Annotated in this window: 17 protein-coding genes; 13 read left to right on the top strand and 4 right to left on the bottom strand. The window is 35.2% G+C overall.

Annotation, left to right across the window (positions count from 1 at the left end; genetic code table 11):
• The first annotated feature begins 111 nt into the window (after positions 1-111).
• A complete protein-coding gene (locus FGL66_RS09050) occupies positions 112-1083 on the top strand; it encodes a cation diffusion facilitator family transporter (RefSeq protein ID WP_258007324.1) in 972 nt (323 codons plus the stop codon).
• A gap of 398 nt (positions 1084-1481) precedes the next feature.
• Positions 1482-1904, top strand: a complete 423-nt coding sequence (locus FGL66_RS09045) for a universal stress protein (RefSeq protein ID WP_180809488.1) — start codon at positions 1482-1484, stop codon at positions 1902-1904.
• A 58-nt stretch (positions 1905-1962) separates the two neighbouring features.
• Here FGL66_RS09045 and FGL66_RS09040 read toward each other — a convergent pair whose 3' ends face one another.
• Positions 1963-2319, bottom strand: a complete 357-nt coding sequence (locus FGL66_RS09040; RefSeq protein ID WP_180809487.1) for a DUF488 domain-containing protein — start codon at positions 2317-2319, stop codon at positions 1963-1965.
• A 307-nt stretch (positions 2320-2626) separates the two neighbouring features.
• Here FGL66_RS09040 and cidR point away from each other — a divergent pair, with 307 nt between their 5' ends.
• The 9 genes from cidR (at position 2627) to FGL66_RS08995 (ending at position 10134) form a co-directional block, all read left to right on the top strand.
• Positions 2627-3538 carry a cidABC operon transcriptional activator CidR gene (gene cidR / locus FGL66_RS09035; protein ID WP_180810513.1) on the top strand — a complete coding sequence of 304 codons (912 nt, stop codon included), beginning with the start codon at positions 2627-2629 and terminating at the stop codon, positions 3536-3538.
• A gap of 93 nt (positions 3539-3631) precedes the next feature.
• Positions 3632-4024, top strand: coding sequence for a CidA/LrgA family protein (locus tag FGL66_RS09030; protein WP_180809486.1), 393 nt, complete (start codon positions 3632-3634; stop codon positions 4022-4024).
• On the top strand, positions 4021-4707 hold the full coding sequence (locus FGL66_RS09025; RefSeq protein ID WP_180809485.1) for an LrgB family protein: 687 nt from the start codon (positions 4021-4023) through the stop codon (positions 4705-4707). The genes FGL66_RS09030 and FGL66_RS09025 overlap by 4 nt, the downstream gene beginning before the upstream one ends.
• Positions 4708-4933: 226 nt before the next feature.
• Positions 4934-5104, top strand: a complete 171-nt coding sequence (locus tag FGL66_RS09020) for a hypothetical protein (RefSeq protein WP_180809484.1) — start codon at positions 4934-4936, stop codon at positions 5102-5104.
• Positions 5105-5380: 276 nt separating this feature from the next.
• Positions 5381-6349, top strand: coding sequence for an ABC transporter permease (locus tag FGL66_RS09015; protein WP_180809483.1), 969 nt, complete (start codon positions 5381-5383; stop codon positions 6347-6349).
• A 25-nt stretch (positions 6350-6374) separates the two neighbouring features.
• Positions 6375-7298, top strand: coding sequence for an iron chelate uptake ABC transporter family permease subunit (locus FGL66_RS09010; RefSeq protein WP_374757686.1), 924 nt, complete (start codon positions 6375-6377; stop codon positions 7296-7298).
• Entirely contained in the window at positions 7295-8119 is an 825-nt protein-coding gene (locus FGL66_RS09005; protein ID WP_180809481.1) for an iron ABC transporter ATP-binding protein, read from the top strand. Before FGL66_RS09010 ends, FGL66_RS09005 begins: the two co-directional genes overlap by 4 nt.
• Complete coding sequence (locus FGL66_RS09000; RefSeq protein WP_180809480.1) at positions 8116-9159, top strand: ferrated catecholamine ABC transporter substrate-binding lipoprotein SstD; 1044 nt, start codon at positions 8116-8118, stop codon at positions 9157-9159. The genes FGL66_RS09005 and FGL66_RS09000 overlap by 4 nt, the downstream gene beginning before the upstream one ends.
• A gap of 90 nt (positions 9160-9249) precedes the next feature.
• Complete coding sequence (locus FGL66_RS08995; RefSeq protein WP_180809479.1) at positions 9250-10134, top strand: hypothetical protein; 885 nt, start codon at positions 9250-9252, stop codon at positions 10132-10134.
• A gap of 58 nt (positions 10135-10192) precedes the next feature.
• Here the strand turns inward: FGL66_RS08995 and FGL66_RS08990 are convergent, their stop codons facing one another.
• Positions 10193-10675, bottom strand: a complete 483-nt coding sequence (locus tag FGL66_RS08990; RefSeq protein WP_180809478.1) for a MarR family winged helix-turn-helix transcriptional regulator — start codon at positions 10673-10675, stop codon at positions 10193-10195.
• A gap of 122 nt (positions 10676-10797) precedes the next feature.
• On the opposite strand from FGL66_RS08990, the gene FGL66_RS08985 reads away from it, so the two are divergent.
• Positions 10798-11427 (top strand): nitroreductase family protein, encoded by a 630-nt coding sequence (locus tag FGL66_RS08985; protein ID WP_180809477.1) that lies wholly within the window; start codon positions 10798-10800, stop codon positions 11425-11427.
• A gap of 232 nt (positions 11428-11659) precedes the next feature.
• The gene (locus FGL66_RS08980; RefSeq protein ID WP_180809476.1) at positions 11660-12367 is read left to right on the top strand and encodes a GTP pyrophosphokinase; all 708 of its coding nucleotides are present in this window, start codon (positions 11660-11662) and stop codon (positions 12365-12367) included.
• A gap of 53 nt (positions 12368-12420) precedes the next feature.
• Here the strand turns inward: FGL66_RS08980 and FGL66_RS08975 are convergent, their stop codons facing one another.
• Both FGL66_RS08975 and FGL66_RS08970 read right to left on the bottom strand, forming a co-directional pair.
• On the bottom strand, positions 12421-12975 hold the full coding sequence (locus FGL66_RS08975; RefSeq protein WP_180809475.1) for a M23 family metallopeptidase: 555 nt from the start codon (positions 12973-12975) through the stop codon (positions 12421-12423).
• 145 nt (positions 12976-13120) lie between these two features.
• Entirely contained in the window at positions 13121-13996 is an 876-nt protein-coding gene (locus FGL66_RS08970) for a CHAP domain-containing protein (RefSeq protein ID WP_180809474.1), read from the bottom strand.
• Positions 13997-14069 lie beyond the last annotated feature (73 nt).

The following is a 14069-nucleotide window of genomic DNA, read 5'->3' as shown; positions in this document are numbered from 1 at the left end:
ACACTTAGAGCATAGTATTTTAAGGCGTGTGGGCAAGTTTGTCGTTTATTCAAGAGGAGCGTAGTATATTGAGAAGTATAAGAGATCAATATTAAAATGATTGAAATAATGATTAATGGAAAAGGAGGAGCGTGTCATATGGCAAGACATCAATATTTCCATCATGTTGAACATCGCAAGAAGCAAACACATTCTAAGACCGCGTTATGGATGTCATTAATCATCACACTTATTTTTATGATTGTTGAATTTGTAGGTGGGATAGTGTCTCACTCGCTTGCATTACTGTCGGACTCATTTCATATGTTAAGTGACGTCATAGCATTGGGGGTATCGATGATTGCAATTTATTTTGCAAGTCAGCCACCTAACGCGCGCTATACATTTGGTTTTTTACGAGTAGAAATTCTGGCAGCTTTACTGAATGGTTTAGCATTAGTAGTGATCTCGTTGTGGATTTTTTATGAAGCGATTGTGCGAATGATACACCCTAGAAATGTGGACAGCGGGCTTATGTTGGGTGTAGCAGTTATCGGTTTACTCGTCAATATTGTATTAACTTTTATTTTAATACGTTCGCTTAGAGCAGAAAACAATATAAATATTCAAAGTGCTTTGTGGCATTTTATTGGTGATTTATTAAACTCAGTTGGTGTGATTGTTGCAGTTGTATTGATTCATTTGACAGGCATTCAGTTGATTGATCCCATTTTAAGTATGGTGATCGCAGTGGTTATTTTACGTGGTGGCTATAAAATCATACGTAACGCTTGGCAAGTGTTGATGGAGGCTGTTCCAGAAACGTTAGATACAGATGATGTTATTGAATCGATGAAGTCAGTAGAAGGTGTGCTGGATGTACATGAATTTCATTTATGGTCGATTACGACAGAACATCATTCACTAAGTGCACATATTGTATTGGATAGTCGTCATAGTGAGGACGCATACGAGACGATCAATCAGCTAGAATACTTGTTAAAAGAAAAATATAATTTAGCACATACAACGTTACAAATTGAGCATTTGGATATTAACCAGCTGGATGAACACTATTTTGAAACAGTACGAAGCACACAATGATGTCCATATTATCTTTGTTAAGTATCCTCATGAATATGAAAGTTATACTTTTGAGTTTGAGTTTTATGAAACAATGTTAAAGTATACATGATAATAGTTTTTTACATAGGGGATTATTGAAAAACGCTGGCAAGTATTGTATGTATAGGCTTTAGATAGCGCTAAGGTTTATAAACATTCATATCAACAAGATAATAAATAGAGTAATAACTTTCTAAACAGATACTTGCATTGTAAAGGGTTATGTTTGGGAAACTAAAAAATAATCAACACGCATAATAGATAATGAAGGGAAAGTACCAACATTGTGTAAGCGCTTTAAAAATGTTAAAATATAAGTGATAAGAAAGATAGCAATAAAATGAATGATAGATGATGACAACTAAGGAGGTATTATTATGTATGACACAATTCTCGTACCATACGACTTTGGGAATAGCTTCAATAATGTACCGGAACAACTTGTGAAACTAACGCAAGGTGAGGAAAAAGGCAAAATTGTTGTATTTAATGTCATTTCTGAGACAGAACTTGCAAATTATGTTCGCTATCAAGGTAAACATTTTGATGAAGTTGTAAAAGAAAAAGAAGAAGAAATGCGTCCGTTTTTGGATAAGTTAGATGAACGTCAGCTTAATTATGAAGTGAAGTTCACAACAGGATCTGCAACAAGAGGCATTGTTGATGAAGTTGAAGCGGGCGATTATGATGTAGTAGTAATGAGTAATAAACGTTCAGAAATGGATATTAAACACGTATTAGGTCATGTCACACACAAAATTGCAAAGCGTGTCAATATTCCAGTACTTATCGTTAAATAATGATATATCAAAGCATGGTGGCTTACTCTACAAGGGACAAAGTGGGCGACCATGCTTTTTATTGTTTTAAATAGTCACGTAGTACGACTGCGTGATTATATGTTGTATCTTTAGCTCCATACAGTAAAATAACATCTTTGTTTGTTGTACGAATCTGTTCAACAAGTGTCTGGTAAGCTTCAATTTGTTTGTCATTATGTTGGAGTTCAGCAATATATTGATTTCGGAAGGCATCGAATTTATTAAGATCATGATGAAACCATTGACGTAATGATTTTGTCGGTGCAACCTCTTTTAACCACATATCAATATGTGCATCAGATTTAGAAATACCTCTAGGCCATACACGGTCAATCAGAATACGTATCCCCTCGCTTTGTTGTTTGGCATAGATGCGTTCTATTTTAACTGCCATATCATCACCCTCTTCTATATAATAGTGTACATAAAATCAAATCATAAATCATGAAAAGTGCATACAATGTTTATCATCAATTGAATGAAATATACAAACAAGAATTTGCTATGTCGCTTTGGCAAATTAAGATCGAAATAAGTCTTTTTTCAATACAACGATACGCACTTTTATTATATGCAAGTCTAAGAGCGTTATATAACATTCCATTATTAATGAAAACATATATTGTTTTTAGTTGTTAAAAATTTTATGAGATATGCTACTATATCTTTACGATGTAATGAGAGGAAATGAGGTGGAAATGTTGGATATCAAACAAATGACATATTTTGTTGAAGTTGTGAAACAAGGCGGTATGACACGTGCAGCAGAAACTTTATATATTGCGCAACCTACAATTAGCAAGGCAATCAAAGAACTTGAGTCAGAGCTAGGTGAGGCATTGTTTGATAGAACGAAACGGCAATTAAGCTTGACTGATGTGGGTACCGTATTTTATGAGAAAGCAGCGGAAATTTTAACATTATATAATAATCTTCCAAACGAAATACAAAGTATCTTAGGCGTTGAAACAGGTCATATTAAGATTGGTTTATCTGCTGTGATGGATATGGCACGTTTAACGAAAGTTTTAGGACTTTTTCATCAAGAATATCCAAATGTCACATTTAATCTTATTGAAAATGGAGGGAAGACGATTGAGGCACAAGTGCGTAAGGGTGACATTAATTTGGGTGTAACATCACTGCCGGTAGATAGTACGCAATTTGATGCTTTTCCACTATATTCGGAGCGATTTCAAGTTATTTTACATCGTTCCCATCCTTTAGCGCATAAGCAAATGATCGCTTTGTCAGAACTACATAATGAAGATTTTATTTTGTTCAATGAAGATTTTTACTTGAATGATCGTATTATTACCGTGGCACGTAAGTCGGGTTTTGTACCCAATGTGGTATCACGTATATCTCAGTGGCACTTTATTGAGCATTTATTATCAGCTAAGATGGGCATTAGTATTTTACCTGAAACGATTGGACGTATTATTTGTCAGAATGAAGAGATTCGTGTGATTCAGTTGCAAGATGAGCCACTACACTGGGAGATGGGCGTAATTTGGAAGAAAGATACCCCTCTCAATCATGCAACACAAACATTCTTGGATTATTTGAATATTCATCTCCCGTTAACGAAAGAGTTAGAAAATGATTCATAGCTAAAAGTAATGGTAAGTATGAAAAAGATATATTTTTATAATGGCTAATTCAGTACTATAATAATGCTATCGAAACGAAGAGAGGTGATTTGGATGACAATATTGAAGGTTTTAACGGTTGTGTGGCAAATTTCCCTGATTTACGGCATAACTCGTTTAGGTAGTTGGCTTCAAGGTTTTTTCCATATCCCACTAGCAGGAAGTATTGTAGGATTGATATTGTTCTACATTTTACTGCAACTCAAAATTGTTCGCATAACATGGGTGAAAGACGGTGCGAACTTTCTCCTAGCGACAATGGTGTTCTTCTTCGTTCCATCTGTAATAGGTGTGATGGATGTTATCACCGAGATTGATATGAACTTTGTTGTATTCTTTGCTTTAGTTGTCATTGGTACATTACTCGTCGCATTGACTTCAGGAATAGTGGCTGAAAAAATGGTGATGGGTAAAGTATTTGATAAAGGATCCCACAGACATACATGACACTTCTACAAACCATTACAATGATTACGCTCACAATTGTAATGTTCATAATTGCGAAGATGTTATACAACAAGTTCAAGTCACCTTTTCTTAACCCCGCATTGGTGGCATCGCTCGGTGTGATAGCAATACTCCTTCTATTTAATATAGACTATCATACCTACATGATGGGTGGTAAATGGATTAACCATTTGCTAAGTTCTACTGTGGTGTGCCTAGCATACCCTTTGTATGTAAACAGACATAAGATCCTAAAAAATTTCAAAACAATTTTCATGAGCGTGGTAACAGCTGTTATCTTGAATTTTTCCCTAATTTTTTTCTCACTCAAGTTAATGGGTTACCATCGTGAAGAAATTGTGACACTTCTTCCCCGATCGATTACCGCTGCAGTCGGTATTCAAGTGTCACATCAACTTGGCGGTGAAGACACAATGACCATTATGTTCATCATCGCAACAGGTTTATTAGGAAGCATGTTAGGAGCTGCACTGATTCGCATGACGCATTTTGAGTCTGCCATTGCCCGTGGCATGACTTTTGGTAATGCCTCCCATGCCTTTGGAACTGCGAGAGCACTAGAGATGGATATGGAATCGGGTGCGTTTAGTTCTATTGGAATGATACTGTCAGCTGTATTGAGTTCAGTTATGCTTCCAGTGTTATTAATGCTATTTTATTAATACTATTCAAGTCGTCACGGTATTCCCCCCAAGGTACCGTGGCTTTTTTATTGATAATCGTGTCAGATCATCAGAAAATATAAGGGACTTTATAGCATGTTTTAACTTCAGATATGCGTTTTTATCAAGATAAAGCGTTAGAATATGCTTAGCCTTTCTAATATCTGTTTTACGCATTATTATGATAATATAAGTTTGTTATATGTTAAGAGATGGAGGTGCCCGTATGACTGTGTTACTCATCGTGTTGGCAATTGCTGTTGTCGTGAGTTGGATTATGGCAATTCGTGCATTGAATCAGCAGAGTGAAGGGAGTCGTGCGACGAATTTTATGATTGTTGCGTCTGTACTCACAACATTATTTTTAATGTTCTTATTTTTACAGAGTCAAGGTTAATAGAAAGTTTTATAGTATATGATAGATAGGCGAACTTGGATGGGAAAGATGTATATTGATGTCTTTCCCATCCCATTTTTTTGGTGTAGATAGTCCATTATTTTAGTTTCTAATATAAAAATTATTGATAATACATGAAAATAAAATTAAGTGCATGTGTAATTATTAAAAACTTAAAAAAGCAGATTGCTAATTATCGGTATAAATGTTAAACTTTCATTGATAATGATTTTCATTTACATTATCATGGATTGTTTAATTAAAGGAGACAGAGTGATGCGTATTTTGATGAATGGCTATGTGTTGTTTGCAATGCTCTGTGTTCTGACTGTGTGTTCTCTGTTTATTGGTGTGAGTAGTGTACCAGTAAGTGCAGTATTCAGTTTCAATGAGCATCAACTTAATATCTTGTTCGCGAGTCGTATTCCAAGAACGGTCAGTATTCTAATCTCAGGAAGCACATTAGCACTTGCAGGTTTAATTATGCAACAGATGATGCAAAATAAATTTGTAAGCCCTACAACTGCAGGAACAATGGAATGGGCAAAGTTGGGGATTTTGATTTCATTACTTTTCTTTCCATCACAACATATTTTGATTAAACTCGCTTTTGCAGTTGCTTGTAGTTTGGCTGGAACATTCCTTTTTGTACAAATGATCCAGCGTATTAAGTTCAAGGATGTTATTTTTGTACCTCTTATTGGAATCATGCTTGGAGGGATTGTTTCAAGCTTTTCAACATTCTTAGCACTCCGTACAAATGCTGTCCAAAGTATTGGCAACTGGTTGAATGGTAACTTTGCGATTATCACAAGCGGTCGTTATGAGATTTTATATCTGAGCGTACCTTTACTTATCCTTACATATGTATTTGCCAATCAATTTACAATTGCAGGTATGGGGCGAGACTTTAGTAAAAATTTGGGACTTAATTATGAGTTGATTATGAATATGGGTCTACTGATTACTGCAACGATTACAGCTTTAGTCGTTGTAACAGTAGGAACACTACCATTTTTAGGACTGATCGTACCTAATATTGTTTCAATCTTTCGTGGCGATCATCTTAAACATGCACTACCACATACCGCGATGTTGGGTGCTATTTTTGTCATGCTGTCTGATATTTTGGGACGTATTATCGTGTATCCATATGAGATTAATATTGGCTTAACAATTGGTGTGTTCGGGACAGTCATCTTTATCATTATGCTTATGAGGGGGCGACGTCATTATGTCCAATAAACCTTTGAAGAAGCTTTTAATACTGATGACAGTAACAGTTATTCTTGGTGCAATGTATCTCTTAATTGGTATTGATTTTGAAATTTTTGAGTACCAATTTATGAGTCGATTAAGAAAGTTTGTACTCATTTTACTTGTGGGGGCAGCTATTGCAGCATCAACAGTAGTGTTCCAATCTATTACGGTCAATCGCTTATTAACGCCATCTATTATGGGACTAGATGCTGTTTATATGTTTAGTAAAGTACTCATTTTATTTATTTTTGGTACAAGTTCTATTTTTATTACTAACTTTTACTTAAACTTTGCAGTATCTTTGATAGCGATGATTATTTTTGCACTTATTCTCTTTGAAGGTATATTTCGATTTGGTCAGTTTTCAGTTTATTTTATTTTATTAATTGGTGTAATACTTGGAACGTTCTTTCGGAGTATTACAGGATTTCTTGAACTGATTATTAACCCAGAAGATTTCCTCGTAGTGCAAAGTGCCATGTTTGCAAGTTTTGATGCGTCTAATCCCAAACTTGTAACTGTTTGTGCGGTTATTTTATTGATCTTATTGGTCATTACGATTCGTATGATACCGTATATGGATGTACTATTACTTGGACGGGCACAAGCGATTAACTTAGGTATTTCATACAGCAACTTAACGCGCTTTTTACTTGTTATTGTAGCGTTGATGGTAGCAATTGCTACATCATTAGTAGGACCGATAACATTTTTAGGTTTACTGACCGTGAATTTAGCACACGAGTTGATGAAAACATTTGAACACAAATATATGTTACCAGCGACAATGTGTATTAGCTGGATTAGTTTATTTTTAGCACAGTGGATCGTAGAGAATCTCTTTGAAGCAACAACACAAGTAAGTATATTGATTAACTTAATCGGTGGTATTTACTTTATTTATTTATTGATGAGAAGGAGGGCAACAACATGATAAGTATTAGTGGATTGAATCAATCGATAGATCATAAGGCAATCTTAACGGATATCAATGTGGATGTTCAAAAAGGTAAACTCACCTCACTCATCGGACCTAATGGTGCAGGGAAAAGTACCTTACTGTCAGCAATTAGTCGCTTGAATGATTATGATTCAGGTGACATTCAAATTGAAGGTAAGCGTCTAGAGGATTACGACAGCAATGAACTGGCCAAACAACTTTCTATTTTGAAACAAACAAACCATACAGAGTTGAATATTACTGTTGAACAGTTGGTTAACTTTGGTCGTTTTCCTTATTCAAAAGGTTATATGAAAAAAGAAGATAAAGAAAAAGTGAACGAAGCAATTTCATTACTCAAACTCGATGAAATTCGTCACCGTTATCTGAAGACGTTATCAGGTGGACAACGTCAGCGTGCATATATTGCAATGACAATTGCGCAAGATACGGATTATATTTTACTTGATGAGCCATTGAATAACTTGGATATGAAACATTCCGTTCAAATTATGCAGACATTAAGAGAATTGGCTGTTTTCCATAATAAGACGATTATAGTTGTATTGCACGATATTAACTTTGCATCTGTTTATTCGGACGACATTGTAGCATTGAAAGACGGTGCAGTGGTTAAAGCTGCAAATAAACGTGATGTCATCAATTCAGCAGTGTTAAGACAGCTTTATGAAATGGATGTCAAAATTGAAAGTATTAGAGGTCAACAAATTTGTATTTACTTTGATGAAATACCATGTATGTATCATCAAATTCAAAATAAAACATTTTCTGAAACAACAGGAGGAAAATTATGAAAAAGTTAGGTTTATTAGTCGTTTTGGCAATGATGCTTGTTCTTGCTGCGTGTGGCAATAGTAGTGATAATGATAAGAAATCAGAAAGTAAAAATGGTGGAGATGACCAAAAAACAGTTGAAGTGAAAAATGATTTTATGCTTAGAGGGGAAGCAGAAGACGGTAGTGAAGATACAGAATATAAAGATAAAGTTAAAGTACCAGTAAACCCTGAAAAAGCAGTTGTTTTTGATTATGGTGCATTAGATACAATGAAAGCACTCGGTTTAGAAGATAAAGTGGTTGCTTTACCAAAAGGTGAGGATGGTTCATCACTACCAGACTTTTTATCAGATTTTAAAGATGATAAATACGAAAATACAGGTAGCTTGAAAGAAGTGAACTTTGATGCAGTGGCTAAGGTTAAACCGGATGTCATTTTCTTGTCAGCACGTACAGCTAACCAACAAACGATTGATGAATTGAAAAAAGCAGCACCTAAAGCTAAACTTGTCTATATGGGTGCAAACTATGACAACTATGTTGAATCGATGAAAATGAATGCTGAAACAATCGGTAAAGTTTATGAAAAAGAAGACGATGTTAAAAAATTAGTCGATGAGATGGACAAAAAAATCGCAGACATGCAAAAGAAAACAAAAGATTTAGATAAAAAAGCAATGTACTTATTAGTGAATGAAGGCGAGTTATCAACATACGGTGCAGGTGATCGCTTCGGTAGTTTTGTATATGATACATTAGGCTTTAAACCAGCAGATGATAATGTAAAATCAAGTGGTCACGGTCAAAATGTAACAAACGAATATGTGAGTGAGAAAAATCCAGATATTATCTTTGCAATGGATCGTGGACAAGCAATTGGTGGTGAATCAACTGCGCAAAAAGTATTGAGCAACGACGTCTTAAAAAATGTTAATGCCATTAAAAATGATGAAGTTGTAGAAGTAGATCCAAAGCTATGGTATTTTGCATCAGGTTCAATTACAACAACAATGAAACAAGTAGATGAGCTTGAAAAAGGATTGAAACTCGATAAATAATTATTTTCAAAGAGGCTATGTATCATACATGGTCTCTTTTGTTATAATAGAAAAATAATATGTATAGGCAAGGAGTGTGGGGAGAACAAGGTGAAAATTTTAGTGATTACAGATGGGCAATCTTATACGAGTCAATATGTGAGTACATTGTTAGCACAAGGTCATGACGTATATGTTCAAACACAAAGAACGACACAACAAGTTACACAAGGTCGGTCTTTGACAATAGATTTATTTCATTTGTCAGAAGTACAGTATGCTATGTCTGAAATGTCTCTTGTTGTAATTATTGGTGATCCTATCCGTTCATATACACAGTTAACGCAAGCAAATAGATATGCTCGTGCAAAATTGGTATATGATAATTTAGCAAGAGCGATTTCAGGTTCTGAGGTACAGCATGTATTAATTATTCAGCGACATCTGGATCAGATACTCTCTAGTATATTACGTGCATACGATGTACCAATGTCATATAAGCAAGCGCATTTTCTAAAATGGTCATTGCGAGGTTCAGTTATACGACCTGTAATGAATGAGAGACACACTGTCCGCTCTATTCAAAATTTGACGATCCCAGAGGGAATGTCGATGGATGGCGTATTATCGATGTATGGTCGTTTCCTTAAAACGTTAAATGGCCGTTTGATTAACGGAGTGTATGATGGTCGATATTTTACTATTATGTTATCGTTATTTAGAATACCATTGATCAGAATGGAACATATTCATGCGTATAGAACGCCATCACATGCTGAAATGAAGATTACAGGTGGTTTGTTAGTGGCTAAAGGTATGAGACAATCTCGCTTTGAATTAAGACGCATGAAGCATAGTCCTACACAATGCGTTATCGCACTGCATGATTTTGTACCACGCTTACCATGGCACTTATATCGCATGACTCAAGCACCTGTTCATGTTGCTGTATCAATGTTATTTCGAAAATATTGGGAAAGATTTAATCGCGCATAATTAAAAAGCATCGCTAACTGAGAAATACTTCAGCTAGTGATGCTTTTTAATATGCGACTCACTCTTTATTTTGACAAGCTTTTTTATATTTTTCACGACAAGGCTTCGTGTGTGGGAAGTTGTTATCAATAAAACGTCCCAGTACGTCTGTTAAAATCATCATATCCTCATCTTCGATAGAAAGTTCTTCGTAAATATTTTCAGAGAGAGATTTGAGTTGTTGTTTGAGTTGCTTGCCTGAGTCGGTTAAAGAGAGTTTTAAGTTTCGCTCATCTTGAGTATCTCTTACTTTTTCAACAAGTCCTTGAGAAACCAACTTTTTGATGAGAGGTGTTAGTGTTCCAGAATTCAAATAAATACGATCGCCAAGTTGCTTAATATTTAGTATTTCTTCATCACCAATAGAGATGAGTGTGATATAACCAGTATATGTAAGATTATACTGTTTCAAATGTGCTGTGTATTTTTTAATAACTTCCTTAGAGGAGACATAAAATAAAAAACATAACTGGCGATGTAAATGTCTTGGATTGTGACTCATAGTTAAACCTCCTTTAAGGTAAATCTATTATAACACTTTTAACTTGAATGCGTAGATACTATAAAATATAATTAAATAGCACTTGATTTAATTTGTGTTAATAGACAAAAGGAGATAGACAAATGCCTAAAAACAATAATTTTGATGATATATTAAATGGTCGTCGTTCTGTTAAGTTATTTGATGAGAACGTTAAAATCCCACATGAAGAAATGGATGAAATCTTAAGACAAGCTACGAAAGCACCTTCATCTATCAATATGCAGCCATGGCGCTTTGTTGTAGTAGAATCAGAAGAAGGCAAAGATAAATTGCGTCCATTGGTACAATTGAATACACGTCAAAATGATACATCAGCTGCAATGATTGTTATTTTTGGAGATATGTTAAATTATGAATTTGCTGATGATATTTATAGTTCCGCGGTAGAGCAAGGTTTCATGCCACAAGATATTAAAGAAGAACTTGTCGGTCGTTTTGTAGATATGTATCAACAGCTTACACCAAGTCAAATGAATGATATTGTTAAAATTGATAGTAGCTTAGCGGCCATGCAGTTAATGCTTGTTGCACGTCAACACGGTTATGATACAAATCCAATTGGTGGTTTTGATCATGCGCATATTGCTGAAGCGTTTGACTTAGATCCAGAACGTTATGTGCCTGTTCTTATCGTTGCAATGGGTAAAGCAGCACAAGAAGGTAAGCGCTCTACACGTTTGCCAATTGAAAAAATTCGCACATATCACTAAGGTATTCTAAGTAGTGATGGTATGCGTCATTGATAGTACGTTTTTGAATATCAAATACATTGGCTTATTCGGAGTAGGTGGCGAAACCTTTTGAAGGATTAAGGTTTCTTTCCTGCTCCTTTTTGGTATATCATCTTTATATAGGGTTATAAATATAGTGATGCCTATTCAGTGAGCGATGGTGAAATCTTTTAGGTTGTCTGGTCATTATTACGTTTAGGAGTGATAAAAGATGTTTGTAGAAAAGACAGTACCACTTAATATTGAAAACTTGAAAAAAGAAATTGCAGCCTATACAAATCAAAATCTTGACAGTTCGGATAGTTTGGAAAAAGTTTTGCAATTTGTAGAACTAGAACATATTTATAGTGCAGCATTAGAAGAAATTAGTACAAAATTACGAATATTAGATGAAGATTTTCAGCTTAAAACTGAGCATAACCCAATTCATCACATGGAACGTCGCGTAAAAAAGGTACCCAGTTTACTCAAGAAGCTACAACGGAAGGGGCTAGCTATTTCTGCACAAACTGCTAAAGAAACAATATATGACATTGCAGGTATTCGCGTCGTATGTAACTATTTAGATGATATATATACAGTGGAAAAGCTATTATTACAACAATCCGATATTAAGCTACTCAAGCGAAAAGATTATATACAGAAACCTAAAGAGAACGGATATAAAAGCTTACATATTGTTGTCACAGTACCATTATTTTTAACAGATGGTGTTGTGGAGACACCAGTAGAAATACAGTTACGAACAATTGGTATGGATATGTGGGCGAGTTTGGAACATAAGTTACATTACAAATCTTATAAAAATACAGATAGCTATCATAATATATTGAAAGAATGTGCAGATGAAATTGCAGCAGTAGAAGGGAAAATGCAACAAATACATATGGATATTCAAGACAATAAGATATTAGATTAGGACAGACACTAAAGGTGTAGGTGATAAAAAGCGACAATAATCGTTGTCGCTTTTTATATTTGGAATAAGCTATATTGCTGATTAGGCAGTGTTTCAATAAAAGGTTCGGGATCGATTGCATAGTCATTGCCCACTTGCCCCTTCATACGTTGGAAATGAAGATGAGGACCGGTTGAATATTTACCGGTATTACCAGACTTGCCGATAATCGCGCCTTGTTCCACAGTTTGACCGGGTTTAACATCAAATGTACTAAGATGTCCATACCACTGATAATATTGGTTATTAGATTCGTATAACTCAATTATTTTTCCACCGTAGGGATCGTTGATCGTACGCGTAATTGTACCATCAGATGCTGCAAGAATAGGGGTGCCTTCAGGTAAATGATAGTCTACACCATAATGGCGATTGTTTCCGTTAAAAGAGAGACCATTCTTGTAATGACCAAAAGGCTGTGTTTGACGATCTTGCTGAAATACATGTTGAGCTGTATCTTCATACCATGTATAGATAGAGGATTTTAGCGTATTGTCATGTCCATTAATGAAATAAAGCAAACCACTTAACAATAGGAGAAAGAAAAAAATAGAGATGATGCGTTTCATAGATTTATCCTTATTTTGTGAGATGTGTCGTCTTATTGTAACGATATATATGATGAGATACAAATAAATTGATTTGAAATATAAAAAAGCGATTAAAACTCAAAAAGATGAATTTTAATCGCTTTTTAAGAATGTCACTATAATATTAGTGAATAAAGTTAAATGCAGATGCTTGACCAGCTGATAATGTACGTGATGTTACAACGCCTGCACCATGACCATAGTTCATTTCAGATACTGTTACAGAACCGTTAGAACTTACATTTTCAACATAAGCAACGTGACCGTAACCACCAGCTGAACTTTGCATAATCGCACCTACTGCAGGTGTGTTATTTACAGTGTAACCTGCTGAACGAGCAGCGTTTGCCCAGTTATTAGCGTTGCCCCAATATGAACCCACACGACCACCTGAACGATCGTAAGCATAATAAGTACATTGACCAGCAACGTAGCGGTTTCCGTCATTGCTTGATGAATAAGTTAAACCAGTTGAAGCAGCAGGAGTGCTGACTTCTGTTGTATTATAGTTGTAATTTGTATTGTTATTAGATGTTGCAGCTGGTGCTTCAACAGTTGTAGCTGTTGTAGTTGTTGTATATGCTGCAGGTTGTGTATAGTTTGTTTGTGCAACATTGTAGTTGTTGTAGTCAACGTTATGAGTTGTAGTATTGTAGCTATTATTGACTACTGGTGTTGCAATTGATGTATAGTCTGTTGCATAGTCGTAGTTTGTAGCTTCGTTTGAGTAATAGTAGTAGTGGTAAGAACCATCTGCTTCAACAGTATAAAAACTGAATGATTCGTTATTGAACATTGATGGGTTCCAGTTACCATCTAAAGTGTGATGTTTATTGCCGTTCTCGTCAACAGTTACATAGTCACCAGTAACCTCTGAGTATGTAGTTGTATATTGTGAATTAACGTTAAGTTGTTCTGCTGCTGATGCATCGTTTGCTGTTGCAGCTCCTAATGTAACTAAGCCTAATGTAGCGATTGTAGCAGTAGTTAATTTTTTCATGATAAAAAGTCTCCTCTGTTGTTTTCGTTTCATATTATCTGAAAGCATCATAGCATACACAATCAGCGAATTG

The organism is Staphylococcus sp. 17KM0847 (assembly GCF_013463155.1).
Classification (GTDB): Bacteria; Bacillota; Bacilli; order Staphylococcales; family Staphylococcaceae; genus Staphylococcus.
Note: the sequence above shows the minus strand (reverse complement) of the source record. Positions and strands in the feature narration are given on the sequence as shown.

Coding starts and splice junctions, on each gene's coding strand:
- FGL66_RS09045 (WP_180809488.1), top strand. CDS start 1,482: ATGTATGACACAATTCTCGTACCATACGACTTTGGGAATAGCTTCAAT.
- FGL66_RS09040 (WP_180809487.1), bottom strand. CDS start 2,319: ATGGCAGTTAAAATAGAACGCATCTATGCCAAACAACAAAGCGAGGGG.
- FGL66_RS09030 (WP_180809486.1), top strand. CDS start 3,632: ATGACAATATTGAAGGTTTTAACGGTTGTGTGGCAAATTTCCCTGATT.
- FGL66_RS09025 (WP_180809485.1), top strand. CDS start 4,021: ATGACACTTCTACAAACCATTACAATGATTACGCTCACAATTGTAATG.
- FGL66_RS09020 (WP_180809484.1), top strand. CDS start 4,934: ATGACTGTGTTACTCATCGTGTTGGCAATTGCTGTTGTCGTGAGTTGG.
- FGL66_RS09015 (WP_180809483.1), top strand. CDS start 5,381: ATGCGTATTTTGATGAATGGCTATGTGTTGTTTGCAATGCTCTGTGTT.
- FGL66_RS09010 (WP_374757686.1), top strand. CDS start 6,375: ATGACAGTAACAGTTATTCTTGGTGCAATGTATCTCTTAATTGGTATT.
- FGL66_RS09005 (WP_180809481.1), top strand. CDS start 7,295: ATGATAAGTATTAGTGGATTGAATCAATCGATAGATCATAAGGCAATC.
- FGL66_RS09000 (WP_180809480.1), top strand. CDS start 8,116: ATGAAAAAGTTAGGTTTATTAGTCGTTTTGGCAATGATGCTTGTTCTT.
- FGL66_RS08990 (WP_180809478.1), bottom strand. CDS start 10,675: ATGAGTCACAATCCAAGACATTTACATCGCCAGTTATGTTTTTTATTT.
- FGL66_RS08985 (WP_180809477.1), top strand. CDS start 10,798: ATGCCTAAAAACAATAATTTTGATGATATATTAAATGGTCGTCGTTCT.
- FGL66_RS08980 (WP_180809476.1), top strand. CDS start 11,660: ATGTTTGTAGAAAAGACAGTACCACTTAATATTGAAAACTTGAAAAAA.
- FGL66_RS08975 (WP_180809475.1), bottom strand. CDS start 12,975: ATGAAACGCATCATCTCTATTTTTTTCTTTCTCCTATTGTTAAGTGGT.
- FGL66_RS08970 (WP_180809474.1), bottom strand. CDS start 13,996: ATGAAAAAATTAACTACTGCTACAATCGCTACATTAGGCTTAGTTACA.